The organism is Lactococcus sp. (assembly GCF_036648155.1).
Lineage (GTDB): Bacteria > Bacillota > Bacilli > Lactobacillales > Streptococcaceae > Lactococcus > Lactococcus cremoris.
The window spans coordinates 243529-266271 of the sequence record NZ_JAVXIY010000001.1 but is presented as its reverse complement, the minus strand read 5'-3'; the positions used below and the strand labels follow the sequence as shown (position 1 = coordinate 266271).

The window sequence follows — 22743 nt, the reverse complement described above, 5'->3', positions numbered from 1 at the left end:
TGTGAATTTCTACTTTTATCAAAAAAACTTTTGTTAAAAGTAACAAAAGTTCAGAAATTATCTATTTCCTGTCATTTACAAATTTCTAAGGGCATCTTCTAAAGCAGTTTTTTGTGCTGTTTTTTCGTCAATTTCTTTGATGATTCGAGCAGGGACACCAGCAACCACAACATTTTCTGGGACGTCTTGAGTGACAATCGCGCCTGCAGCAACGACTGAGCCTGAGCCGACTTGCACACCTTCAATGACAACGGCATTTGCCCCAACAAGGACATTGTCGCCAACGCGGACGGGTTCGGCACTTGCTGGCTCAATGACACCCGCAAGCACAGCACCCGCACCAATATGAGAGTTTTTCCCAACAGTTGCCCGACCACCTAGAACAGCACCCATATCAATCATTGTCCCTTCGCCAATCTCAGCTCCGATGTTGATGATAGCGCCCATCATGATGACCGCATTATCGCCAATCGTCACTTGGTCACGGATAATCGCACCCGGCTCGATTCGAGCGTTGATGGCCCGTGTGTCAAGGAGTGGAACAGCTGAATTTCTGCCTTCAAATTCAATAGTGTAATCTTTATTCTCAGTCAATCCTTCAAGCAAGGGACGCACGGCTTGCCAATCACCAATGATGATTTTAAGACTGTAATGGGTGTGAAAATCGCCCAAAACTTGAATGCCTTTATTGGCAAGTGCCTTAAAGTTTGGGCGTCCGTTTTCTGCAAGAAAACCGGCTGATTTAAAACTAGGCATTCCTGACAAAGTGACTTTGACTTGTGTTTTTTTCTCGGCATTGCCGATAAATTGAATAATTTCTTGGGCGGATAATTTTTGTGCTTCCATTTTCACTCCATTCTAAAGTCATTTGTTCATCAAATGGCTATTACGGGCTGTTTTCTAAATCAATAAGTTAAAAATTTACTGACAGACTCATTTTACCTACAATATTATTGTTTTATATTATAGCAAATTATCAAATATTTGGAAAATTTTCAATTCTGATTAAATAAAAAACAGCCGAAACTGTTTTTTTACTGACAATTCTGCCATCATTCATTTCATAAAATCAAAAAGTGATTCTTTCTTTTCATCAAATTTGACGAATGTTCCATCAGCACTTCGTTTCATAAATGTGGGAACGGTACTGATGTTGTGAGCTTTGCGAATGGCTTGCAACTCATTATCAAGGTCTGTATTTTCTGTATCAACATAGTAAATCGTTTGGTCAGCAAAGGCAGGAAGCTGTTTGACAAATCTTCTGGTCCAAGGACAAGTGACGCGTCCAAAGAGGACAAACTGGCCTTCTGTCAGTTCTGACAGGCGTACAGGCGCAAGCGGTAGGACGTCTTTCATATTTTCAAAAAATTCTGTCCGCATCTCTCCTGTATAAGGTCTTTCGACCCACTCACCAATGATGATAATGGTGTTGCCTTCTGGAGCGATAAAGGAAAATAGATCTCTTCCGTCAGCGCTTTTGGTAATTGGACTTAGCGGCAGTCCGAGTCCGATGATTTTGTCATGGATTTCATCGATTGTTTCTACTGAAATTGCCAAGGTTTCTGGAGCTGGGTCATAGGTTTCATTGAGGGCTATTTCCTCTTCTAAACCTAGTTCTTTCCAAAAAATTTCGGCATTTTCTAGACTATTTACGTTTAAAGTTATCATTTTTTCTCCTTTGAACTTTTTCTAGGAAACTTTTGACCATAGAATAAGTAAAATGGTCATGATAATAATACTTACGACCAGTAGACTGTCACGACTTTGCCATTTGAGCTGACGATATTTTGTCCGCCCATCGCCGCCTTGATAACCGCGGCTTTCCATGGCTACAGCTAAATCATCGGCACGACGAAATGAGCTGACGAAAAGTGGAATCAAAATTGGAATGACTGATTTAATTTTTTTCAGCAGATTCCCTTCGCCAAAATCCATTCCTCTGGCTTTTTGAGCATTCATAATCATTGTTGTGTCATCCATTAATGTTGGAATAAAACGTAATGATATAGATAGCATCAAACCTAATTCGTGGACAGGAACTTTGATTTTTTTCAATGGACCCAAGCCTTTTTCAATTCCATCAGCTAAGGTCAAGGGTGGTGTAGTTAGGGTCAAAATCGTTGACATAAAGATAATCAAAACAAAACGGAAGAAAATATAAACCGCATTAATCAAAGATTCCGTCGAAATCTTGATAAACCATAAGCTAAAAATGACATGTTGACCGTTGGTAAAAAGCATTTGGAAAATGACTGTGAACAGAATTAAACCAATCATTGGCCGCAGGCCTCTTAAAAAGTAAGAAACTGAAATCTTTGATAGTAAGACACCAGCCAAAGTGTAAATCACTAAAAGAAGATAGCCTAACCAATCATGAGCCAAAAAGATAATGACGACAAAAGCAATCATGACTAAAAGTTTTGAACGTGGGTCCATGCGGTGAATGATACTATCACCTGGAATGTAACGTCCCATCAGCATATTTTGCATCAGTTTTCACCTCCTGATTTTACTGACAGACTTGTCAGTAAATTAACAAGTTCAGCTCGTGTGATGGGTAATTTTTCAAAGGTGACCGCTCCTGTTTTTTGAAGTTGGTCAGCAAAATGCGTTGCCTTTGGCACGCCCAATTCATGTGCTTTCAAAAAATCAACCTCTTGAAAAACGTCTGACGGAGTACCACAGCTAATGATATGCCCTTTTTCAAGAAGATAAACATAGTCAGCATAATCAGCCACATCATCCATTAAATGAGTGACTAAAACAACGGTTTGTCCTGATTGATGAATACTTTCAAAAAGTTGCATCATTTCGATTCTAGCTTTCGGGTCAAGGCCTGCGGTTGGTTCATCAAGCACTAGAACTTCTGGTTCCATAGCAAGAATTCCAGCAATGGCGACGCGGCGCATTTGACCTCCTGAAAGTTCAAAAGGAGATTTTTCCCAAAATTCATCTGCAAGACCGACCATTTCAAGCTTTTCAGCAGCGATTTTTTCAGCTTTTTCTTTAGGAATTCCAAAGTTTTGTGGACCAAAAGCCACATCTTTTAAGACTGTTTCCTCAAAAAGTTGACTTTCAGGAAATTGAAAAACAACCCCTACTTTTTTGCGAACAGGTTTAATCTCTTTTTGTTTACTTGTTGAACTTACAACAATATCTCCAACGGTCACTTTACCCTCAGTCGGTTGCAATAAACCATTGAGATGTTGCAACAAGGTTGATTTTCCAGAACCTGTATGCCCAATTAAAGCCGTGTAACTTCCTTTTTTGACTTCTAAATCAATATCAAAAAGGGCACGACTGGCAAAAGGGCTGTTGGGCTGATAAGTATAATTTACTTTTTCAAATTTAATCATTTTTCTTTTTTCTCAAATCCAATAATATCCATTTTACTGACAGAAATTCTAGAAAACTAGAATTTCCTTAATTTGCCGATTCAACGCTCATCTTAATCGCCTTGAACTGACAGAAATTCTAACAGACTAGAATTTCCTTAATTTGCCGATTCAACGCTCACCTTAATCGCCTTGAACTGACAGAAATTCTAACAGACTAGAATTTCCTTAATTTGCCGATTCAATGCTAATCTTAATCACATTGAACTGACAGAAAAATCTGTCAGTAAATCTAGCCCAATTTATCAGCTAAAAGCTCTACTAATTCATCTTCTGACAAATATTTTTCTGGTAAATCAAAGCCATTTGTGCGCAAATCTTTCATTAGATTTGAAGAAAAAGGCACATCAAGTCCAATTTCAACCATATCCTCGCTAGTCGCAAAGAGTTCAGATGGCGCGGCTTCTTTAATGATTTCACCGGCTCGCATAACCAGAATTCGGTCAGAACTGGCTGCTTCATCAAGGTCATGAGTGATAGATAAAACCGTCAAATGATACTTATCTTTAATCTCATGAATCACGCGCATAATTTCGCTTCGTCCTGTCGGATCAAGCATTGAGGTTGACTCATCAAGAATAATAATTTCAGGTCGCAAAGCAATAATTCCAGCTACGGCTACCCTCTGCTTTTGTCCACCAGAAAGTCTTGCCGGCTCACGTGTTTTAAAATCAAGCATATTGACAGCAAGCAAAGCCTCATCAACTCGCTTAATCATCTCTTCACGGGGAATTCCTTGATTTTCCATGCCAAAAGCAACATCGTCCTCAACCGTTGCCCCAACAAATTGGTTATCAGGATTCTGAAAAACCATCCCAATCTTTCGACGTAGATTCCAGACATTTTCAGCTGTTAATCTTTCACTGTCAATCTTGACAATTCCTTCAAATTCTTCAAAAAGTCCATCAATCAGTCGTGCAGTCGTCGATTTTCCCGAACCATTTTGCCCGATAATCGAAACCCACTCCCCTTTTGTAATCGAAAAGGAGACACCATTAAGCTGATTTACATCGCTTTCTTTTTCATATTTAAAAACTAAATTTTCCACTTCGAGAATTTTATTCATAGCCCTTATTATACCAAATTTTAAAGACTTTTAACCATTTAGTTTTATATTTCTACTAAAAATTAACCCGATTATCAGTAAATAAAGTGTCATTTAAAAATCTTTGCTAAAGTCTGAGCTTTTTTGCTATAATGTTAAGGAAGTTGGAGAAGTGTCCGAGTGGTCGAAGGAGCACGCCTGGAAAGTGTGTATACGTCACAAGCGTATCGGGGGTTCGAATCCCCTCTTCTCCTTTCTAAAATTCACATCCTTAAAAATAAAAAACATTAATTATAGAAATTAATGTTTTTCATTTTTAGCTGCATCTTTTCCTAACTCTTCTTCAATACGCAAAAATTGATTATATTTTTCAACCCGCTCGCTTCTCGCCATTGAACCTGTTTTTATTTGTCCAGCGTGCATGGCTACAGCAAAGTCAGCAATAAAACTATCAACCGTTTCACCTGAACGATGAGAAATCATGGTCTTATAACCTGCTTTTCTAGCCAAACTAATCGCTTCAATCGCTTCGGTCACTGTCCCGATTTGATTTAGTTTAATCAAAATAGCATTTGCTACACCTTTTTGAATTCCTTCTTTGAAGATTTCGGGATTTGTGACAAAAATATCATCACCAACCATTGAATTTTTTGACCTTGAACTTTCGTTTGAGCCGCAAAACCAGCCCAATCATGTTCTGAAAATCCGTCTTCAATAGAGATTAGGGCAGGATATTTTTCAACTAACCCCTCATAGTAGGTCAACAATTCTGCTGAAGTGAGCTTTTGACCTTCAAAATGATAGACTTTTTCTTTGTCATCATAAAATTCGCTAGAAGCCGGGTCAATAGCAATCGCAATTTCTTCGCCTGGCACATAACCAGTTCTTTCAATTGCTTGATAAAGTGTAGCAATGGCATTTTCCGTCGAACCAAGTTTAGGGGCAAAGCCACCTTCATCACCTACGGCTGTTTCTAGCCCTTCGTCAGCTAAAATTTTCTTTAGAGTATGGTAGATATTTGCAATTTTTTCTAAACCATCGCGAAAGCTTCCCCGTTTGACTGGTGTAATCAAAAATTCTTGAACGTCAATTCCTGAATCGGCATGTACTCCACCATTAATGACATTGAAAAATGGTTGAGGAAGTTCCAAATCTACTCCACCAAGATAACGATAAAGTGGGATTTTTTCACTATTCGCTGCCGCACGAGAAATGGCCATTGAAACCCCTAAAATTGCATTAGCCCCTAAACGAGATTTATTTTTTGTCCCGTCAAGTTCAATCATCAGATGATCTAATTTTGCTTGATTAAATGGTGATTGTCCTTTTAAGGCTTCATATAAGGCTTCATAAATTTCGCCATTAACATTTGCTACCGCTTTAGAAACACCTTTTCCTTGAAGTCGCGCTCCGCCATCTCTTAGTTCGACCGCTTCACGATCTCCTGTTGATGCTCCTGATGGTACTGCCGCCCGTCCCAAAGTTCCATCTGTCAATCTAACATCTACCTCAACGGTTGGATTTCCTCTGGAATCAAAAATTTCTCTTGCGTGAATGTTTTCGATTGTGACTGTCATAATAACTCTCCTTTTCTCTGCCTTTAATGCCGTTGTAAGCCAAAGAAAAAATGGCAGCCTACAAGGCAAAAAAGACTTTGCTTTGTAGGCGCCATTAGATTCAAGTTATTTCTTGAAACGGTTTCGGGTGTGCACCATACCCATCTATTATTAATTTACTACTTTATTTTTACTCGGTCAAATTTTTGAAATCTATTTTTTTGATAAATTTATCATGTGTGAGCCGAACCATTACTATGCCCTGGGCTTCCATTAAGACCCTGAGCTTCACTGATAGTCATATAGGTATAATTCCCAGGATTTGCCACTGAACTATAATATCTTTGACTACTTGGACGATAGAAACAATAGCCAGCTTCCGCTACTCCCCAACCAGCGGGATTTGTGCTATAACCTCCACTTGCCACTGCCGAATTTCCTTGCGAATCTGAGCTTGCTTGAGCTGCAGCTTTTTCATCTGCTCTTCTTTTTTGTTCGTCATCTCTTTTTTTCTTGTCCGCAGCTGCTTTAGCCGTTTCATTATTGGCTTTAACTTTACTTGTATTGTCAATAATGTTTTGCGAAGCTTTATCTAACTCATCAAGTGTTTCAGCTTTATTAACTGAATCTATGCTCTCTTGAATTAATGTTTTGTCTGCAGCAGAAATATATGTATCACTTAGTAAACTTTGAGCACTTTTTACTGTCGAGTTGAGTTGTGCTTTTTTATCATCTACTTCGTTTTTTGTTTGGATATTTGACTGGGCAGTTTCTAGAGCAGTACTGATCTCAGACATCTTATCTTCGATATCTGAAGCTTTTTTAGCTTTTTTAATCTCTAGTACTAACTTGTCTAGTTGACTTTTATCTTGTGCTGACAGATTTTTATCTTTTAAAGTTGTTGCAACTGTTTTCAGTTGTTCTTCACGTTGATTATGAACAGAAATTAGCTCTAATAAATTTTCAGATTCTTTTTTATAGGACTTTAATGACTGATAATTGTTTGCTTTTTGCTCTAATTTATCAAGGATTGCTTTATCTTCTGATAAAATATTTTCATCATTTTTAAGCTCAGCAGATTGATTCAAAATATCATCGACTGCTTTTTGTTCAGATTTTACAACAGATATAAGGTGGTTAAGTCTTTTTGTCTCTGCTTTTATTTTGTCATTGTTTTTACTTTGATTAATTTTATGAGTATCTTTTTGTTCAGCTTTAACATCTTTTTGTGTTTCTATCGAAACATATTCCGATGATAAATTTGACAGTTTTTTATCAGACTTGGTTAGCTCTGTCCGAGCTTCTTTTAATTTAATTTGATTACTATGAACTGTCAATACTCCAGTTGTAGCAACAAATAAGATAAGAGTAACAAGCCAAAGACTTTTATTAGTGATTTTGGAAATAAAATTCCCTGTATTTTTTCGTCCACTTAACAAATAATAACTAGTGAATCCTAAGAGTCCTAAAAATACGATTATTCCTAATACATTATTGATTGTTGATGTAATCATTATCAAAAATAAGACTACAAATAAAAAACCAAGTCCTCTCACGACCGAGCCTAAACTCCCTTTAAACTTTTCCATAAAATCTCCTTTTTAACTTTTCCTCCTAATTTTATAAAGATATTCTTTCTTTTTCAAGCTTATTCTAACTTATTTATTATTTTTTAACTTTATTGATATAGTCTTAACATAATTCTTTGCTAAAATCTTCAACTAAAAGTGTGATATAATCACTATAATTCGCTTTTGTCAGTAAAGACGGAGCTATTAATAAGGAAATTTAAATGAAAACACTACTTATTCTATGTGAAGTAAAATATTGGCATGATTTTCGGGAGGGCTTGGCTAAGGTTGGAGTTACTTTTCTTGGTTTCGATAAGAAAAAACCAAATCGAGCTGAAATTGACCAACTCGTAGCCAAATCAGACTTTGTCATCATGAGAAATCGAAATGTGGCTCATCATTCGATTCAATTTGCTAAAGAAGCCTGCAAAGCAACTAATACTCCCTTTTGGATTAGCAGTAATTTTGGTTTGGAAACAATCATCAAACAATTAGCGCAAAATTTTCCAGATGAGTCCTTTGAAAGGACTGGTCAAATCAAGAAAACTAAAAGCCAAAATGGTAAAACTGCCTTGCAAAAGAAAGTTTCTTTATCTGAATCTGCTAAAGCTAAAGAAACTCAAAATTACTTAAAAGGGACAAAAAAACACCGCCCCCTCAAAACAGCGCTCAAAGAAATCCAAATTACTGACGATGAGTCAGATTTCACAAAATTATTAAAAAAATACTGACAGAAGACTGTCAGAGGATAGCCGTTGGCACTTTAGTGCTTACGGATATGCTCGAATGTCCATCAGTATTTTTAAATTAATTTTTCTTTATGAATTTGCTCAAAATTATTTTCACCATCATTGAGTTTTTCCCAAACAACTACTTGACCTTTTGAGCGTGATTTTTGCACATCAATAATTCGTTGATTAGATGAACCACGGAATTGCAACATCAGGTTTTTCTTTGATAATTCAAAACGACCATCAACTAAAATATCTAACAAATCAAGCATTTCTAATTTGTCATCTGTTTCAAGCATCATTTCTTCCCATGTATAACCCGTCCACGACCAAATATCTTTGTCAGGCAATTCACGGCGAATCCGTTTAAGTAGCGGAATCAAAAATGTCGTATTCAAGAAAGGTTCCCCGCCAAGAAGCGTCAGGCCTTGGACATAAGGCTCGGCAAGGTCAGCCATTATTTTATCTTCAAGCTCTTTGGTATAGGGTCTTCCATAACGAAAGGACCATGTGGCTTGATTATAGCAGCCCTCGCAATGAAACATACAACCACTCACATAAAGTGAACAACGTACGCCCTCACCATCAACAAAGTTAAAAGGCTTATAATCTGCAATATAATTTTGTGAGAGCTCATCAGCTCTCCATTCTCCTGGTTTTGGATTGTTCATACTTATTTCTCCGCAAAATATTTTGATTTTGCTTCGTCAACTTCGACTGAATCAATCAAATTTCCATCATTCAAAGCTCCGACAGAACCGTTCATGTGTTTTACACGCGATGAAATTTCTTTGTGACGACCGTGAACCATTGGACGTGCTTGTGGATTTCCAAGATATCCACAGGTACGTTTTACAACGTCACAGGTTTTAGGATCATCATTTCCACATTGTGGACATTTGAAACCACGTTCTGTTGGAGTAAAATCTCCTTCAAAACCACAAGCGTAACAATGGTCAATTGGCGCATTTGTCCCAAGGTAACCAATACGGTCGTAAGCAAAGTCCCAAACGGCTTCAAGTGCTTTCGGATTTTGTTGAAGAACTGGGTATTCACAGTAGTGAATAAATCCACCATTAGCATAAACAGGGTAGTCTTTTTCAAATTCTAATTTTTCAAATGGTGTTGGATTTTTACGAACATCATAGTGGAAAGAGTTAGTATAGTAATCTTTGTCAGTAATATCGGCCACTGAACCAAATTTTTCTTTGTCCATTCGGCAGAAACGGTCAGTTAAACTTTCTGATGGTGTTGAATAAACAGAATAGTGATAGCCTGAGGCTTTAGACCAATCTTCGCAGTCTTCGTGCATGCGTTTGACAATTTCAATGGTAAAAGCTTTGGCTTCTGGATTACTTTCCCAAGTTGGACCATAAAAAGTAGTAGCGACTTCGTAAAGTCCGATATAGCCCAAACTTACGGTTGCACGTTCATTATTGTACAAGTCATCTACCGAACCTTCGGCATCAAGACGGCCTAAAGCGCCATTCATAAAGAGAATTGGTGCATTTTTAGGTTGTGCTTCTTTGGCACGCTCCACGCGAAAAGCAAGGGCATCATGTGCAATTTCAACACGTTCATTGAAAATTTCCCAGAATTTTTCTTTATTCCCAGCGGCTTCAAGAGCAATACGTGGCAGGTTAACTGTGACAACTCCAAGATTATTACGTCCTGCAGTTACTTCATTCCCATTGGCATCTTTCCAACCTTGCAAGAACGAACGACAACCCATTGAAGCTTTAAATGAACCTGTTAATTCAACAATTTTATCATAGCTCAAAATATCAGGGTACATGCGTTTTGTTGAACATTCAAGGGCAAGTTCTTTGATGTCATAGTTTGGTGTTCCTACTTCAAGGTTAAGTCCACGTTTGAGTGTGAAAATCAATTTAGGGAAAATGGCTGTGCGGTGCTCAGAACCTAAACCACCAATCCGTACTTTTAAGATTGCTTTTTGAATTTCACGCGCATACCAATCATCTCCTAAACCAAAACCAACAGTTACAAAAGGTGTTTGACCATTTGAAGTGAACAAAGTATTAATTTCATATTCTAAAGATTGCATTGCATCATAGATATCTTTAGCTGTTTTTTCACGAGCATAAGCTTCGCGTTTTTCATCGCCATCAATCCATTTTTGAGCATCCTTTAAGTGTTTTTGATAGTTTAACTTGGCATAAGGGGCCAAAACTTCGTCTGCACGGTCAAATGAACAACCACCATATTGGCTACTTGCCACATTGGCGATAATTTGACTGGCTTGAGCAGTCGCGGTTTGAATGGATTTTGGTGAATCAACTTGCGCATTTCCAAGTTTAAAACCATTTTCAAACATATTTTTAAAGTCAATCAAACAACAGTTAGCCATCGTTGTAAATGGGCTATAATCAAGGTCATGATAATGAATATCGCCTTTTTGGTGAGCATTTGCCACATGTGGGGGAAGGAGTTTCAAACCAATTGCTTTGGAAACCGCACCAGCTGTCAAATCACGTTGCGTATTGAAAACGTTAGAATCTTTATTGGCATTTTCATTAACGACAGTTTGGTCGCGATTGATTAACTTTTCAATCGTGAAATTGATATCCGTTGCTTTGGTGCGGGCCAAATCACGGTTAGCACGGTAAGAGATATATTCTTCAGCAAGTGCTGTTTCGCCAGATTCCAGAAGTTCTTGCTCAACAATGGATTGGATTTCATAAATTTTGACATTTTCAGAAAAACGACTAAAAATCTCACTGACCACTCTGTCAGTAAGTTCTGAGAGCACTGATTTATCTGTCAGTTCTACTTTTTTAGCCGCTTTAGTCAAGGCATCAAAAATTTTCTCACTATTAAATTTTACTGAGCGCCCATCACGCTTTATCACATTGATTTCTTCTAGTGTTACATCTTGATATTTTATTTCACTTTTCATATTATCCATCCTCTTTAATTACATTCTCTATTCTATCAAATTCTCACAAATGACACAATATATAGAGTAAATTATGTAAATACATACAACATCTTGTGTTACTTGCTTTCATTCTCCTTTTCTAAATTCTCAAGATAAAATATCATCTTTTTGTCTTGAACAAGTAATGTTTTTGTCTTAAATCAGACTTTTTATCTAAATTCTCTCATTATCTATCCAAGATAGAGTTTTAAATAAAAAACGTTTGCAAACTGCTGTAAAATGGCTTTTTTTTTCTACTCAGTCGTGGTAAAATAAGGTTAGCACTTATTGTATTTTATATTCTTCAAGAAGGGAATTATTTATGACAGTATCACGCGTTAAAGTAAAAAATAAACATTTAAAAAAGAAACCTAAAAAGCCACTCGCTTTTCATAAGCCAGCCACAAAATTTGCTGGCGCTGTTCTTATTGCCGGAACATTGACAACCACCCATGAACTTCTTCTTCAACAGACAAGTCCAATGGTTCAAGCAGCGACTAACTCATCAGAGGCTTTTATTGAAAGTATTGCCGCATCAGCAAAACCTGTTGCAGATGCTAATGGCTTATATCCTTCGGTCATGATTGCTCAAGCTATTTTGGAAAGTAACTGGGGTTCAAGCCAGCTTTCCCGTGCGCCTTATTACAATTTATTTGGGATCCAGGGGACTTATCAAGGAAAGAGTGTTGTTTTTAAAACTCAAGAATACTTGAATGGTAAATGGGTCACAAAAGATATGCCCTTCCGAGTTTATCCTTCATTTAATGAGAGTTTCCAAGACAACGCCCGTGTTTTAAAAACCACGAACTTTGGAAACGGCCCTTATTACATTAAAGCATGGCGAGCCAATGCCTCAACTTATCAAGCTGCCACTGCAGCCCTAACCGGGAGATATGCAACAGATCCCAATTATGGCGCTTCACTGAATCGCATTATTTCTCAATATAATTTAACTCGTTTTGATGGAGGAGCTTCAACTGGAAACACAAGTTCTGGCGGTTCATCTTCTACAAATAATACTTCAACGACTTACACAGTCAAGTCCGGAGATACACTTTGGGGAATTTCGCAAAAATATGGAATCAGTGTGTCCCAAATTCAGAGTGCAAATAATCTTAAAAGTACTGTCATTTATATTGGTCAAAAGCTGGTATTGACCACTTCAAGCTCATCGGCTAATTCTAATGGTTCAAACAATTCCGCAAGCACTACTCCAACCACTTCTGTGACACCTGCAAAACCTTCTTCACAAACAACTGTTAAGGTTAAATCTGGAGATACCCTTTGGGCGCTATCAGTAAAATATAAAACTAGTATTGCTCAATTGAAAAGTTGGAATCATTTAAGTTCTGATACCATTTATATTGGTCAAAATCTTATTGTTTCACAATCTGCTGCTGCTTCAAATCCTTCGACAGGTTCAGGCTCAACTGCTACCAATAACTCAAACTCGACTTCTTCTAACTCAAATGCCTCAATTCATAAGGTCGTTAAAGGAGATACTCTCTGGGGACTTTCGCAAAAATCTGGCAGCCCAATTGCTTCAATCAAGGCTTGGAATCATTTATCTAGCGATACTATTTTAATTGGTCAGTATCTGCGAATAAAATAAATTATTATTAATGAACTTTTAGCTAATAAAAAAAAGAATGAAATTCAATTCATTCTTTTTTTAATTCTTGTAAAACCGCTTGAAGATGGATAGAACGGGTCGGTTCTGACATTCCAACAGTCATTTCCCAAGGAGTCGTTTCTTTTTCAAGAGCCAATTCAAGAAAAACACGTTGAAATGAAGTTAATTCTTCACAGTTCGTTAAATAGTCAATCTCTTTTTTAGAGAGCAAAATTTTGTCACGTTGAATCACTTTGTTTAGGTAGCGAACCCAAAGTTCTAAATTCCATTTGGATTTTTGGGCAGCCTGCAAGAGATATTCAATCCACGTCATTGTAATAACCTCAGTATTTTTGGATTTTTTCGTAAATAATTTTTTAAAGCTTCTTCACCATAAGCCAAACTATAAGCTTCTAAAATAACCGCTGGGTCTGCCGATCCATCAGTATGCTTAAAACGTTCTAAAAGGATATCCGGACTTTCAATTTTCAATTTCTTCATCAATTTTGCAATGTCTGGCACATCTTTGGTACGTCCGACTTGAATTTTATCAATCAAAATCGCTTCCAGTGGTGAGAGCCCAACAGTCAAATGACTTCCTTCAAAAATAATTGTTTCATCTGTTTTTGAATGAGACATAACTTCCCCAACTGCTTGACTCAGCCAAGGTTCATTAGCAGTTCCCACATGGTATTCTTCACCAATTTCTTCAATGATTTTATCTATTTTTTCAGTCGTCTCATAAAAAGCATCAATGTCCTCTGTCGCCTTCATTCCATAGTATTCAAGTACAAAACCGCCAACACAGTGTAAATGAAGTTGCAAATTCTCTTCTGAAAGTTTTTCATTCAAGCGGGAAAATAATTGATGATAATCCAAATTTTTAACCTCTCTCACACTTTCAAATTTTTGTCATTTCTCTTTCCATTATCAATGATAGATAAGAATTTGTCAAGTTGAAATTGCTGACAGAATCAGTAATTTTGTTGCAACTTATGCATTTATAATTTCTATTTGACAAGAAGACATTGTTTCAAGAGCAGCCAAGTGTTTTTCTGGTGAAACGCCCGCACAACACGAAGCATCGACTGTCAACTTGACTTCGGGAGCATAGGCTTTGATTAACAAGGCATTAGAAACCACACAAATATCCGTACAAATTCCGATGAGTTCAACCTCATCAAAGTTTTCATCACGGATAAATTCCGCTAAACTTCTTGAACCAAAAGTTGTTTTTTCAAAAATTTTAGCAAAGCCAACTTGTGCTTCTTTGCGAATTTCCCAACCATAAGTCCCGTTTTGACAGTGAATAACCGGCAAATTCTTTCCTTCTTGTGTTGATAAATAATCTTCAAAATGCGTGTCTTGCGTGGCAAACCGATTTTCTTTAGGATAGTGAGAAAGTTTTTCAATGACATTAGGAAGAATAGCTTGCGCCTCTTTTGTTCCCAAACTTCCATCAATAAAATCATTTTGAAAATCAACTAAAACAAGTGCTTTTTTCATCTTTTCTCCTTGGTATTTGATAATTTTTTCTTATTATGACCGATCCTTATTCTTCGCAAGGTGAGCGTGGCTCGACTAGGCAGTCTAGCGTTTTATAGTTAGAGATAATTATAGCAAAAATCTAAAAAATCTGTCAGCAAAATTCTACTGACAGACCTTTTTTAATTTACTGACCAAATTCTCTGCTGTCTTGTAAGAGAGGTAAACAATCTGTCAGTAAAATATTTCATAATTATTCTTTAGAAATCAACTTCATCAGGATTTTTAGCCAGTCCAGCTTTACCATGAAGACTGTCAATAAAAGCAATATCTTCAATACTTAAATCAAAATCAAAGATTTCTGCATTTTCTTTAATTCGAGCAGGGGTTACTGATTTAGGAAGTGGGAGGTATCCTTTATGAAGTGACCAACGCAATACCACTTGGGCAATTGTTTTATTATATTTATTTGCCAAATCAGCAAGTTCTGCAACTTCAAAGATTTTACCAGTTCCAAGCGGGCTATAAGCCTCAGTCAAGATATTATTGTCCACATTAAAACTTACAATTTCTTCTTGTTGGTCACTTGGATTGACCATGATTTGGTTAACTGCTGGTTTGATTTCAGCAAATTTCAACAAAGGTTTCAAATGACGTGGATGGAAGTTTGAAACACCAATCGCACGGGTTTTCCCAGCTTTTAATCCTGCTTCCATTGCTTTCCAAACAGCGAGATTGCGTTTTTCAAAGTCAGGACGAAAAGCCTTTGGATTTGGCCAATGAATGAGATATAAATCGACATAATCAAGTCCCAATTTTTCCAATGATTCGTCCAATGCTTTTGCTGCATCTTCTGTCGTTCCTACGCCCCAAAGTTTAGTAGTAATAAAAAGTTCTTCACGTGGAATTCCTGAGTCAGCAATTGCTTTACCAACAGATTCTTCATTTTTGTAAGCAGCCGCTGTATCAATATGACGATAGCCTGCTTCAAGGGCAGCTTTTACTGCATTATAAGCTTCTTCTCCACTTGCTGATTGCCAAGTCCCAAAACCAACTTTTGGGATTTTAATGCCATTGTTTAATGTGTATGTGTCTGTTAATGTCATATTTTTTCTCCTTAGTAATTTTTAAAATACATGAGTTCGTCACCAAACAAAACTCTTTTACTTCTTAAATTCTTTCAATGGGAAACCAAAGTTCTAACTCCTCTGGATTTTCAGCTGAAATCGAATGATGCTCCTGTACGGCTCCAACTAGTTCCAAATCCTGTTGAGCCATGAAGTTTTCCATCTCTGAATAGACTTTGTGCATTTCATAAGTTGCTGTTTCAACAACTAAATACCGAAAGCTTGGAAAGGTCCATTTTGTCCAATTTTCAGGAGCTTTCGTAGTATTTTCAACTTCAGCACCTGCCAGATAAAGTCCTCCATCGGACCAAGCGCTAAAAGTTCGTGCCTCATCAGACATGGCTCCCCACACGGCAAGAGGTTGTTTAACTAAATGAGCAATTTCGTCAAAAGCATTTGTAGCTTGCTGCCAGAGCGGCGGAATCCAAATGTCAGCTTCTTGCGATTTACCTAAGCCTTCTTTTCCGATGACCGAGAAAGATGACTTTTCAACTTCTCTGATGTTCACTTCCCCTCCTCACTCTTTTGTAAGTATCGTCTAATACTTCCTTAACTAGGACTACAAACGCTTTACTGAAAACGCTATAAGGTCATTTTACCACTTTATAATAAAAATAAAAAAATATTTCGCTTAAAAAATGATAGAATAGAATTAGAATTTAAAATAAAGGAGGAGATACTGACAAGGCTGACTTTTATCGGCTGAGTTTTGTATCATATATTTTATGGCTGAAGTAGAATCTTTTCAATTAGATCACACAAAAGTACTTGCCCCTTACGTACGCTTAATTGGTAGCGAAACTGGACCGAAAGGTGATGTTATTACTAACTTTGACGTTCGTTTTGTACAACCTAATGCCAATGCCATTGGGATGGCTGCTTTACATACTATCGAGCATAGTATGGCAAGTTTGATTCGCGATAGAATCGATGGTATGATTGACTTTTCACCATTTGGTTGTCAAACTGGTTTCCACATGATTATGTGGGGTGAACATACTTCCGAAGAAATTGCGAAAGTGATTAAATCTTCTCTAGAAGAGCTTTCAAGTGATGAATTTGGTTGGGACAATGTTCCTGGTGTTGCGGAAAAAGAATGCGGAAACTACCGCAATCACTCACTTTTTGGTGCTAAAGAATGGTCTAAAAAAATCCTCGCTGAAGGAATTTCAACTGACCCTTACGAACGTAAAGTCATTTAAAATTCGCTCACTTACCGCACGAAGTAATTTTAAACTATCAACGTTTTTAGATTACAACACTTAATCATTTCCTTTTGTAAGGAATTTAATAGGTTAATTTTTACTGACAGTTCTGTCAGTAAATTTTCGTACGTCAAATCTACTTAGAAAGGAACTGAATTCAGTGAGTAATTTACTTGCTGAATCGTATTTAATCTTATGGGAAAATATCAACTTGATAATAAGGGACAGAAATCTGTCGGTAAATTTCATGAAAAAAACTCAACGGTAGGCGGAAAAGGCATCAATACCAAAAATGCTACTCAGGCTAAAATCGAAGCCCTCCGTGCCAAAATGGAGAATAAAAAATATGACAAAAAAGCTTAATATTGCTTATGTTGGTTTTGGTAAATCAACTAATCGCTATCATATCCCTTACGTGAAAGAACGTGAGAATATTGTGATTAAACGAATTGTCAATCGGACTTTAGGAAAACGTCCGGAACAAGCTGAATTAGAAGCGACTGGAACTTTATTTTCAACTGATGTCGCTGATATTATCAATGATGACCTGATTGATTTAGTCGTTATCGTTACACCAGCTTTTGCTCATTATGACTACGCTAAGCAATTGCTATTAGCAGGGAAAAACGTGCTCTGTGATAAGCCTCTTGTGGAAACTTTAGAACAAGCCAAAGAGTTGGTAGATATCGCTAAAGAAAAAAATCTTTTCTTCATGCCTTTCCAAAATCGCCGCTTTGATAGTGATTTCTTGACTGTCAAAAAAGTGATTGAGCAAGGTTATTTAGGTGATTTAGTGGACATTACCGTCAATATGGATCATTTCAGACCTAATGATGCTAGTCAAGGTGGAAATTTTGATGGCGCTTGGTATGGTCACGGCGTTCATTTAGTAGACCAAATGGTATCGCTTTTTGGAACTCCCAAAGAAGTTCAATACGACATTCGCGCGACCAGAGATTATGACAGTGTTGATGATTACTTTTCTGTCAATCTTCTTTATCCAAACTTTCGAGCAACTGTTGCTGCTACTGAAGTCGCTGCTCTACCACATCCAAAATGGCTTGTTTATGGTACGAGAGGAACTTTCATCAAAATGGATGTTGACCAACAAGAAAATGATTTAAAAGTTGGCATGTTCCCAGGTGATGAAGGTTTTGGGAAAGACAGTCCAGCTGATTTTGGGCAACTCACCTATTTCAATCAAAATGGTGACCGTATTGTGAAACATATCCCGACGGTTGCTGGTGATTATGGAAGAGTTTATGATTCTGCTTATGAAGCAATCATCAATGGCGCTGACAAGTTAGTTTCTGATGAGCAAATGCTAGCTGTTATCAAAACTTTGGAAAATGGTTTTTCTAAATAATAAAAAAAAGACTGATCAACTGATGAGTCTTTTTTTGCTGACAACTTATTTTTTCTTCGTGGTTTTTTGTAATTTACTGACCAAACCTTTAAATTGCCCTTCAAAAGTAAGAACATTATTGAAAATATCCTCACCATCATTGAGCATTTTGACGGTCACCCAACCCAAGGCTTCAGTAATTGTTGTGGCTACTGTCGCATTAATTGCTCCACCTGCAATTGTTCCTACTGCTGGTACAAATTTCAAGACATTTCCTACGAGGCTGCGTCCTAGACCAACGACTACTAATTCCTTTGTGACTCCCTTTGCCAAAGCTTCTGACCAAGAAGCCCCAAATATTTTATAAAGTCGCATCATCATGGTCAGTTGAATCGGAACAAGCAAGACGGCATCCGAAAAAGGAATGGGTGAAAAGCCAACAATCGCTGCTGTCAAAGTTGCAAAATGAATCGTTTCATGACATTTTCTTCGTGTTTGACTGTCCACTCCGACTAAAAACTCATCAAAAAGCTGATCAAATTTTTGAGAATTATTAGCCAAAAACTGTTCGGCCTTAGCCTTTGAAACCACAAATGAAGATTTTATTATTTTAGCAGAACGAGCTGGCATATTTTTGAGAACTTGATTGAAAAATTCATCAAAGCCTTCATTTTTGGCTATTTTATCTTCCTTTGTTCTATCCTTTAATTTCTTATCTGATTTTCTAATCATCTGCGCTCCTTTCAGCCTATTTTTAACTCATTATAACAAAATAGTCTCTTAATACACGAAAAAATCAATCAAAATTTTGATTGATTTCTTTTATTTTGCAAATTGTGAATTGTACAAACTTGCATAAAGTCCTTCTTGTTTTAGTAGACTTTCATGATTGCCTGTTTCTACAATATTTCCCTTGTCCATGACCAAAATCTGATTAGCATCACGAATGGTCGATAAACGGTGCGCCACAACAAAACTTGTCCGCCCTTTGAGCAAACGATTCATTGCCGATTGAATCAAGCGCTCAGTTCTTGTATCTACGCTAGAGGTTGCCTCGTCCAGAATTAATATCTCGGGATTTGCCACAAAAGCACGCGCAATGGTTAACAGCTGTCTTTGTCCCTGAGAAATATTTGTAGCCGTTTCATTTAAGACGGTTTGATAACCTTGAGGTAAAGTCGTGATAAACTCATCAGCATGGGCCATTTTAGCGGCCTGAATCACTTCGTCATCTGTCGCTTCAAGACGTCCATAACGCAAGTTATCCATAATTGTTCCTGAAAATAGCCATGTTTCTTGCAAGACCATTGCCATCCGACTTCGCAATTGTTCTCGTTTTGTTTCCCGAATGTCTTTACCTTCAAGTAAAATTTTCCCTGAGCTCACATCGTAAAAACGTTCTAGCAAATTAATCATGGTTGTTTTCCCAGCACCAGTTGGTCCGACAATGGCAACCATCTGACCGACTTCAACTGAAAAATTAACATCTGTCATGAGTGTTTGGTTTTCATTGTACGAAAAAGCAACTTGTTCAAAATGAATAAAATCAGTCCTGTCAGCAGTTTCAAAGTTACTGACAGAATTTTTTGAGCTTTCGTCAGTCCTTTTTTTCTTCCTGTCAGTAACTTTTTCACTGACAGAAATGCCGTCAGTCATTTCTTTTTCATCTAGTACTTCAAAAATACGCTCAGCCGATGCGACTGTTGCTTGAATGGTGTTAAGCATGTTAGAAATATTCGTAATGGGTTGCGCAAATTGATTGGTATATTGCAACATGGCTTGAACATCACCGAGATTGACTGATCCTGAAATCACTTTAAGTCCACCAATCACTGCCATGGCTAAATAATCCAAATTATTGATAAAACGCATGGTTGGGTAAATCAAAGTAGACACAAATTGTGCTTTCCATGCAGATTTATAAAAATCATCATTTCTTCTAGCAAATTCTTTTTCAGCTGCTGCTTCATGATTAAAAGTTTTAATGACCGTGTGCCCTGAGTAATTTTCCTCAATTTGATCATTTAATAAGCCCAAATTCTTTTGTTGTTCAGAAAAGAATTTTTGCGATAAAGGAGCGACAATTCTGACAGTAATCATTGCTAAAGGAACTGTGATAAAGGCAACTAATGCCAACTGCCAAGAAATCGTCAGCATGAAGTAGATGGTTCCTACAAATTGCAGGATACTTGTAATCAGTTGAATCAATGTTTGGTTTAAAGTCCCCGAAATGTTGTCCATATCATTAATCATTCGACTCATGATATCACCATTATTATGACTATCATAATAAGAAATGGGCAACTTTTTCATTTTATTTTTAAATTCGCGGCGCAAAGTATAAACCGTTCGCTGTGAAATTCGAGTCATGATGCTTTGTTGCAAGACTCCAGAAACAAATGAAATTAGATAAATGACCAAGACGTAAAGCAAAATAGATTCAACTTTTGCCATGTCAATTCGAATAGCTTGATGATTTTTTAGACTTTTTGTCACTCCATCAAAAATCACCGTTGTCGCCGTCCCTAAGATTTTAGGGGCTTGAACTGATAAGATGACAGACAGACCAGCAATTACCATTGAAAATATCAACCCCCACAAATCGCGACGCATATATTTAAAAAGACGAATAATGGTCGGAAAGAAATTTTCAGCTCGCCGTCCCTTTTGGAAACGGTCAGCTCCCTTCCCCCCCACGATTAAGATAATTTCCTCTCATCATTGGACTGGCCCTCCTTTGTCAGTTGAATTTGTAATCGAAAGACCCATTTTCACCAAATCCTCATCTGAGAGTTGTGATTGCATGGTTTCTTGATATTGCGGACATGATTTGGCCAGACTTTCATGTGTTCCAAGACCCACGGCAAGTCCATTTTCCAAAACTAAAATTTGGTCAGCTGACATGACTGTGGCAATCCTTTGGGCGACAATCACTTTGATTTTATCATGATGTTTTTCTGACTTGTTAATCGCCTCGCGAAGTTTCCGGTCTGTAGCGAAATCTAAAGCAGAAAATGAGTCATCAAAGAGATAAATTTCAGCATCCTTAATCAATGTTCGAGCAATGGCAATTCTTTGTTTTTGGCCACCAGAAAAGTTGGCACCATTTTGTTCCACTGCCATCTCAAGACCACCTTGTTCTCGAATAAAATCTGCAGCTTGAGCAATTTCTAAAGCTTGCCACATTTCTTCATCAGTGGCATCACTTTTCCCAAATTGTAGATTAGAACGCAGGCTTCCAGAAAAAAGAACTGCTTTTTGTTGAGTTAAGGCGACCTTCTCATGCAAATCATGTTGAGACATTTGCCGAATATCAATCCCATTAATATTGACACTTCCACTTGTTGGGTCAATCAATCTAGCAATCAAATTCAAAATCGTTGATTTCCCAGAACCTGTCCCACCAATAATCGCTAAAGTTTGACCAGCTTTCACATTTACTGACAAATCAGACAGTGCTTGTCTTTTAGCCTCATCAAATTTGAATGAAACCTGATGAAGTGCTAAAGAATTACTGACAGACTCATTTAGCTCCTTATTAACTTGCTCATCCGTGATTTTGTCTTGTCTTTCTAAAATTTCTCGAACGCGGACAGCCGAAACTTGAGCTCGGGGCACCATAACAGCGACTGCCGACAATTGCATAAAAGACATCAAAATCTGTGATGCATAAGTCAAAAAGGCAACCAATGAGCCCATTTCCATCATATCTTTACCGATGAGTTGTGCACCAAACCAGACAATTCCGATATTTGTAAAACTCAAAATAACGGTCATGATTGGCATTAACATGGCAATGGTGGTTAATACTACTCGGCTAGTATGCGTCAAATCTCGATTTGCTTCATCGAATTTATCAATTTCATATTGGTCTCGCCTAAAAGCACGAATCACCCGTACTCCAGTTAGTCCTTGTTGAAAGATGAGATTAATCTTATCAACTTTTGTTTGCATTGAACGAAAGCGGGGCATGGCAATTGCGATATTTATCACCACAGCCAAAGTCAAAATAGGCAAAGAAATTAAAAAAACAAGCATCAAATCATGTGATAATTTCCAAGCCATAAAGATTGAACCAATCAACATCATCGGTGCCATAAGCATCATCCGAAGCATCGTCTGAAAAACATTTTGCAGTTGAGTCACGTCGTTTGTTGTTCGGGTGATTAAAGTTGCATCACCAAAATCTTGAAAATTACGCTCGTCCATAAATAATACTTTATTAAATAAGTCACGACGTAATTTCATCCCCAAACCTTGCGATTGTTTGGAAGCAAAATAAACATTCCCAATCGCTGAAATCCAGCTAGCAAGGGCAACGATTAGCATTATTAAACCCATAAACCAGATATATTTCATATCTGATTGACCGATTCCTTTATTAATAATGTCCGCTGTAATTGTTGGCAACCAAAGATTAGTCACCACTTGAATGACAAGCAAAAAAAGTGCCCAAAAAACAGGCCAAAAATTCAAATAGCGTCGGCCGATTGTTAGCATGCTTTCTCCTTTTTTAGCGAAACTACATTTAGTAGTTTTTCTTTATTTTTATTAGTTCTCATCGTCAATATTATATCATTTTTATTTCAAAAATTACGAAAGAAAAAATCACTGACAGAAATTATCCAATCTCTTGCTGATATTTTTTAGAAATTATCATTTGTCTACTAAAGCTTGTGATTAATCCTATATTCGTCCCTAAAATAAAAAAGCACTCTATTATCATGAGTGCT

At 37.2% G+C, this 22743-nt stretch carries 21 protein-coding genes, 1 tRNA gene, 1 pseudogene and 1 riboswitch; of the genes and pseudogenes, 6 read left to right on the top strand and 17 right to left on the bottom strand.

Features of this window, described 5'->3' with window-relative positions; all coding sequences use genetic code 11:
- Window positions 1–75: 75 nt before the first annotated feature.
- The 5 genes from dapD to RSC39_RS01375 all read right to left on the bottom strand — a co-directional run bounded on the left by dapD (window position 76) and on the right by RSC39_RS01375 (window position 4461).
- Window positions 76–846: a 2,3,4,5-tetrahydropyridine-2,6-dicarboxylate N-acetyltransferase gene (gene dapD, locus RSC39_RS01395; protein ID WP_332534545.1), complete on the bottom strand. Its 771-nt coding sequence runs from the start codon at window positions 844–846 to the stop codon at window positions 76–78.
- Window positions 847–1056: 210 nt separating this feature from the next.
- Window positions 1057–1668, bottom strand: a complete 612-nt coding sequence (locus RSC39_RS01390) for a thiol-disulfide isomerase (protein ID WP_332534543.1) — start codon at window positions 1666–1668, stop codon at window positions 1057–1059.
- A gap of 21 nt (window positions 1669–1689) precedes the next feature.
- Window positions 1690–2490 (bottom strand): energy-coupling factor transporter transmembrane protein EcfT, encoded by an 801-nt coding sequence (locus RSC39_RS01385; protein WP_096816118.1) that lies wholly within the window; start codon window positions 2488–2490, stop codon window positions 1690–1692.
- Entirely contained in the window at window positions 2490–3356 is an 867-nt protein-coding gene (locus RSC39_RS01380; RefSeq protein WP_332534539.1) for an energy-coupling factor ABC transporter ATP-binding protein, read from the bottom strand. Before RSC39_RS01380 ends, RSC39_RS01385 begins: the two co-directional genes overlap by 1 nt.
- Before the next feature lie 271 nt (window positions 3357–3627).
- The gene (locus RSC39_RS01375; protein WP_332534537.1) at window positions 3628–4461 is read right to left on the bottom strand and encodes an energy-coupling factor ABC transporter ATP-binding protein; all 834 of its coding nucleotides are present in this window, start codon (window positions 4459–4461) and stop codon (window positions 3628–3630) included.
- 145 nt (window positions 4462–4606) lie between these two features.
- Here RSC39_RS01375 and RSC39_RS01370 point away from each other — a divergent pair.
- Window positions 4607–4694 (top strand) — tRNA-Ser (locus RSC39_RS01370).
- Between the two features lie 46 nt (window positions 4695–4740).
- On the opposite strand, the pseudogene eno reads toward RSC39_RS01370, so the two are convergent.
- Window positions 4741–6017 (bottom strand): annotated as a pseudogene (gene eno / locus RSC39_RS01365) (phosphopyruvate hydratase).
- A 78-nt stretch (window positions 6018–6095) separates the two neighbouring features.
- A riboswitch (Fluoride riboswitch) is annotated at window positions 6096–6168 on the bottom strand.
- 61 nt (window positions 6169–6229) lie between these two features.
- On the bottom strand, window positions 6230–7585 hold the full coding sequence (locus tag RSC39_RS01360; protein WP_332534535.1) for a hypothetical protein: 1356 nt from the start codon (window positions 7583–7585) through the stop codon (window positions 6230–6232).
- Between the two features lie 203 nt (window positions 7586–7788).
- Between RSC39_RS01360 and RSC39_RS01355 the strand changes: the two genes are divergently transcribed.
- A complete protein-coding gene (locus RSC39_RS01355) occupies window positions 7789–8298 on the top strand; it encodes a DUF2325 domain-containing protein (RefSeq protein ID WP_015081971.1) in 510 nt (169 codons plus the stop codon).
- A 71-nt stretch (window positions 8299–8369) separates the two neighbouring features.
- Here the strand turns inward: RSC39_RS01355 and nrdG are convergent, their stop codons facing one another.
- Window positions 8370–8969, bottom strand: coding sequence for an anaerobic ribonucleoside-triphosphate reductase activating protein (gene nrdG, locus RSC39_RS01350; RefSeq protein WP_063281913.1), 600 nt, complete (start codon window positions 8967–8969; stop codon window positions 8370–8372).
- 2 nt (window positions 8970–8971) lie between these two features.
- Window positions 8972–11215: an anaerobic ribonucleoside-triphosphate reductase gene (gene nrdD / locus RSC39_RS01345; RefSeq protein WP_063281914.1), complete on the bottom strand. Its 2244-nt coding sequence runs from the start codon at window positions 11213–11215 to the stop codon at window positions 8972–8974.
- Window positions 11216–11558: 343 nt separating this feature from the next.
- Here nrdD and RSC39_RS01340 point away from each other — a divergent pair, with 343 nt between their 5' ends.
- Entirely contained in the window at window positions 11559–12848 is a 1290-nt protein-coding gene (locus RSC39_RS01340; protein WP_063281915.1) for a LysM peptidoglycan-binding domain-containing protein, read from the top strand.
- 49 nt (window positions 12849–12897) lie between these two features.
- On the opposite strand, the gene RSC39_RS01335 is transcribed toward RSC39_RS01340, so the two are convergent.
- The 5 genes from RSC39_RS01335 to RSC39_RS01315 form a co-directional block, all read right to left on the bottom strand.
- On the bottom strand, window positions 12898–13182 hold the full coding sequence (locus tag RSC39_RS01335) for a hypothetical protein (protein WP_011675299.1): 285 nt from the start codon (window positions 13180–13182) through the stop codon (window positions 12898–12900).
- The gene (locus RSC39_RS01330) at window positions 13179–13727 is read right to left on the bottom strand and encodes a DUF6036 family nucleotidyltransferase (RefSeq protein ID WP_011834352.1); all 549 of its coding nucleotides are present in this window, start codon (window positions 13725–13727) and stop codon (window positions 13179–13181) included. The genes RSC39_RS01335 and RSC39_RS01330 overlap by 4 nt, the downstream gene beginning before the upstream one ends.
- Window positions 13728–13841: 114 nt before the next feature.
- Window positions 13842–14354, bottom strand: coding sequence for an isochorismatase family cysteine hydrolase (locus RSC39_RS01325; protein WP_021036649.1), 513 nt, complete (start codon window positions 14352–14354; stop codon window positions 13842–13844).
- A gap of 239 nt (window positions 14355–14593) precedes the next feature.
- Complete coding sequence (locus RSC39_RS01320; protein ID WP_011675296.1) at window positions 14594–15439, bottom strand: aldo/keto reductase; 846 nt, start codon at window positions 15437–15439, stop codon at window positions 14594–14596.
- 64 nt (window positions 15440–15503) lie between these two features.
- A complete protein-coding gene (locus tag RSC39_RS01315) occupies window positions 15504–15968 on the bottom strand; it encodes a GyrI-like domain-containing protein (RefSeq protein WP_052750649.1) in 465 nt (154 codons plus the stop codon).
- Between the two features lie 217 nt (window positions 15969–16185).
- Here RSC39_RS01315 and RSC39_RS01310 point away from each other — a divergent pair, with 217 nt between their 5' ends.
- From RSC39_RS01310 to RSC39_RS01300, 3 genes are all read left to right on the top strand, one after another.
- Window positions 16186–16662, top strand: a complete 477-nt coding sequence (locus RSC39_RS01310) for an S-ribosylhomocysteine lyase (RefSeq protein ID WP_063281918.1) — start codon at window positions 16186–16188, stop codon at window positions 16660–16662.
- A 198-nt stretch (window positions 16663–16860) separates the two neighbouring features.
- Window positions 16861–17028 (top strand): hypothetical protein, encoded by a 168-nt coding sequence (locus RSC39_RS01305; RefSeq protein ID WP_011675293.1) that lies wholly within the window; start codon window positions 16861–16863, stop codon window positions 17026–17028.
- A complete protein-coding gene (locus tag RSC39_RS01300; RefSeq protein WP_332534528.1) occupies window positions 17012–18031 on the top strand; it encodes a Gfo/Idh/MocA family oxidoreductase in 1020 nt (339 codons plus the stop codon). The genes RSC39_RS01305 and RSC39_RS01300 overlap by 17 nt, the downstream gene beginning before the upstream one ends.
- 45 nt (window positions 18032–18076) lie before the next feature.
- Here RSC39_RS01300 and RSC39_RS01295 read toward each other — a convergent pair whose 3' ends face one another.
- The 3 genes from RSC39_RS01295 to RSC39_RS01285 all read right to left on the bottom strand — a co-directional run bounded on the left by RSC39_RS01295 (window position 18077) and on the right by RSC39_RS01285 (window position 22510).
- The gene (locus tag RSC39_RS01295) at window positions 18077–18742 is read right to left on the bottom strand and encodes a YcjF family protein (protein ID WP_011675291.1); all 666 of its coding nucleotides are present in this window, start codon (window positions 18740–18742) and stop codon (window positions 18077–18079) included.
- A 90-nt stretch (window positions 18743–18832) separates the two neighbouring features.
- Window positions 18833–20707, bottom strand: a complete 1875-nt coding sequence (locus RSC39_RS01290) for an ABC transporter ATP-binding protein (RefSeq protein ID WP_332534526.1) — start codon at window positions 20705–20707, stop codon at window positions 18833–18835.
- 21 nt (window positions 20708–20728) lie between these two features.
- On the bottom strand, window positions 20729–22510 hold the full coding sequence (locus RSC39_RS01285) for an ABC transporter ATP-binding protein (RefSeq protein ID WP_332534524.1): 1782 nt from the start codon (window positions 22508–22510) through the stop codon (window positions 20729–20731).
- Between the last annotated feature and the right edge of the window lie 233 nt (window positions 22511–22743).

Excerpts from the sequence above, each read along its gene's own strand:
- dapD (WP_332534545.1), bottom strand. The coding sequence starts at position 846 with ATGGAAGCACAAAAATTATCCGCCCAAGAAATTATTCAATTTATCGGC.
- RSC39_RS01390 (WP_332534543.1), bottom strand. The coding sequence starts at position 1,668 with ATGATAACTTTAAACGTAAATAGTCTAGAAAATGCCGAAATTTTTTGG.
- RSC39_RS01385 (WP_096816118.1), bottom strand. The coding sequence starts at position 2,490 with ATGCAAAATATGCTGATGGGACGTTACATTCCAGGTGATAGTATCATT.
- RSC39_RS01380 (WP_332534539.1), bottom strand. The coding sequence starts at position 3,356 with ATGATTAAATTTGAAAAAGTAAATTATACTTATCAGCCCAACAGCCCT.
- RSC39_RS01375 (WP_332534537.1), bottom strand. The coding sequence starts at position 4,461 with ATGAATAAAATTCTCGAAGTGGAAAATTTAGTTTTTAAATATGAAAAA.
- RSC39_RS01360 (WP_332534535.1), bottom strand. The coding sequence starts at position 7,585 with ATGGAAAAGTTTAAAGGGAGTTTAGGCTCGGTCGTGAGAGGACTTGGT.
- RSC39_RS01355 (WP_015081971.1), top strand. The coding sequence starts at position 7,789 with ATGAAAACACTACTTATTCTATGTGAAGTAAAATATTGGCATGATTTT.
- nrdG (WP_063281913.1), bottom strand. The coding sequence starts at position 8,969 with ATGAACAATCCAAAACCAGGAGAATGGAGAGCTGATGAGCTCTCACAA.
- nrdD (WP_063281914.1), bottom strand. The coding sequence starts at position 11,215 with ATGAAAAGTGAAATAAAATATCAAGATGTAACACTAGAAGAAATCAAT.
- RSC39_RS01340 (WP_063281915.1), top strand. The coding sequence starts at position 11,559 with ATGACAGTATCACGCGTTAAAGTAAAAAATAAACATTTAAAAAAGAAA.
- RSC39_RS01335 (WP_011675299.1), bottom strand. The coding sequence starts at position 13,182 with ATGACGTGGATTGAATATCTCTTGCAGGCTGCCCAAAAATCCAAATGG.
- RSC39_RS01325 (WP_021036649.1), bottom strand. The coding sequence starts at position 14,354 with ATGAAAAAAGCACTTGTTTTAGTTGATTTTCAAAATGATTTTATTGAT.
- RSC39_RS01320 (WP_011675296.1), bottom strand. The coding sequence starts at position 15,439 with ATGACATTAACAGACACATACACATTAAACAATGGCATTAAAATCCCA.
- RSC39_RS01310 (WP_063281918.1), top strand. The coding sequence starts at position 16,186 with ATGGCTGAAGTAGAATCTTTTCAATTAGATCACACAAAAGTACTTGCC.
- RSC39_RS01305 (WP_011675293.1), top strand. The coding sequence starts at position 16,861 with ATGGGAAAATATCAACTTGATAATAAGGGACAGAAATCTGTCGGTAAA.
- RSC39_RS01300 (WP_332534528.1), top strand. The coding sequence starts at position 17,012 with ATGACAAAAAAGCTTAATATTGCTTATGTTGGTTTTGGTAAATCAACT.
- RSC39_RS01295 (WP_011675291.1), bottom strand. The coding sequence starts at position 18,742 with ATGATTAGAAAATCAGATAAGAAATTAAAGGATAGAACAAAGGAAGAT.
- RSC39_RS01285 (WP_332534524.1), bottom strand. The coding sequence starts at position 22,510 with ATGCTAACAATCGGCCGACGCTATTTGAATTTTTGGCCTGTTTTTTGG.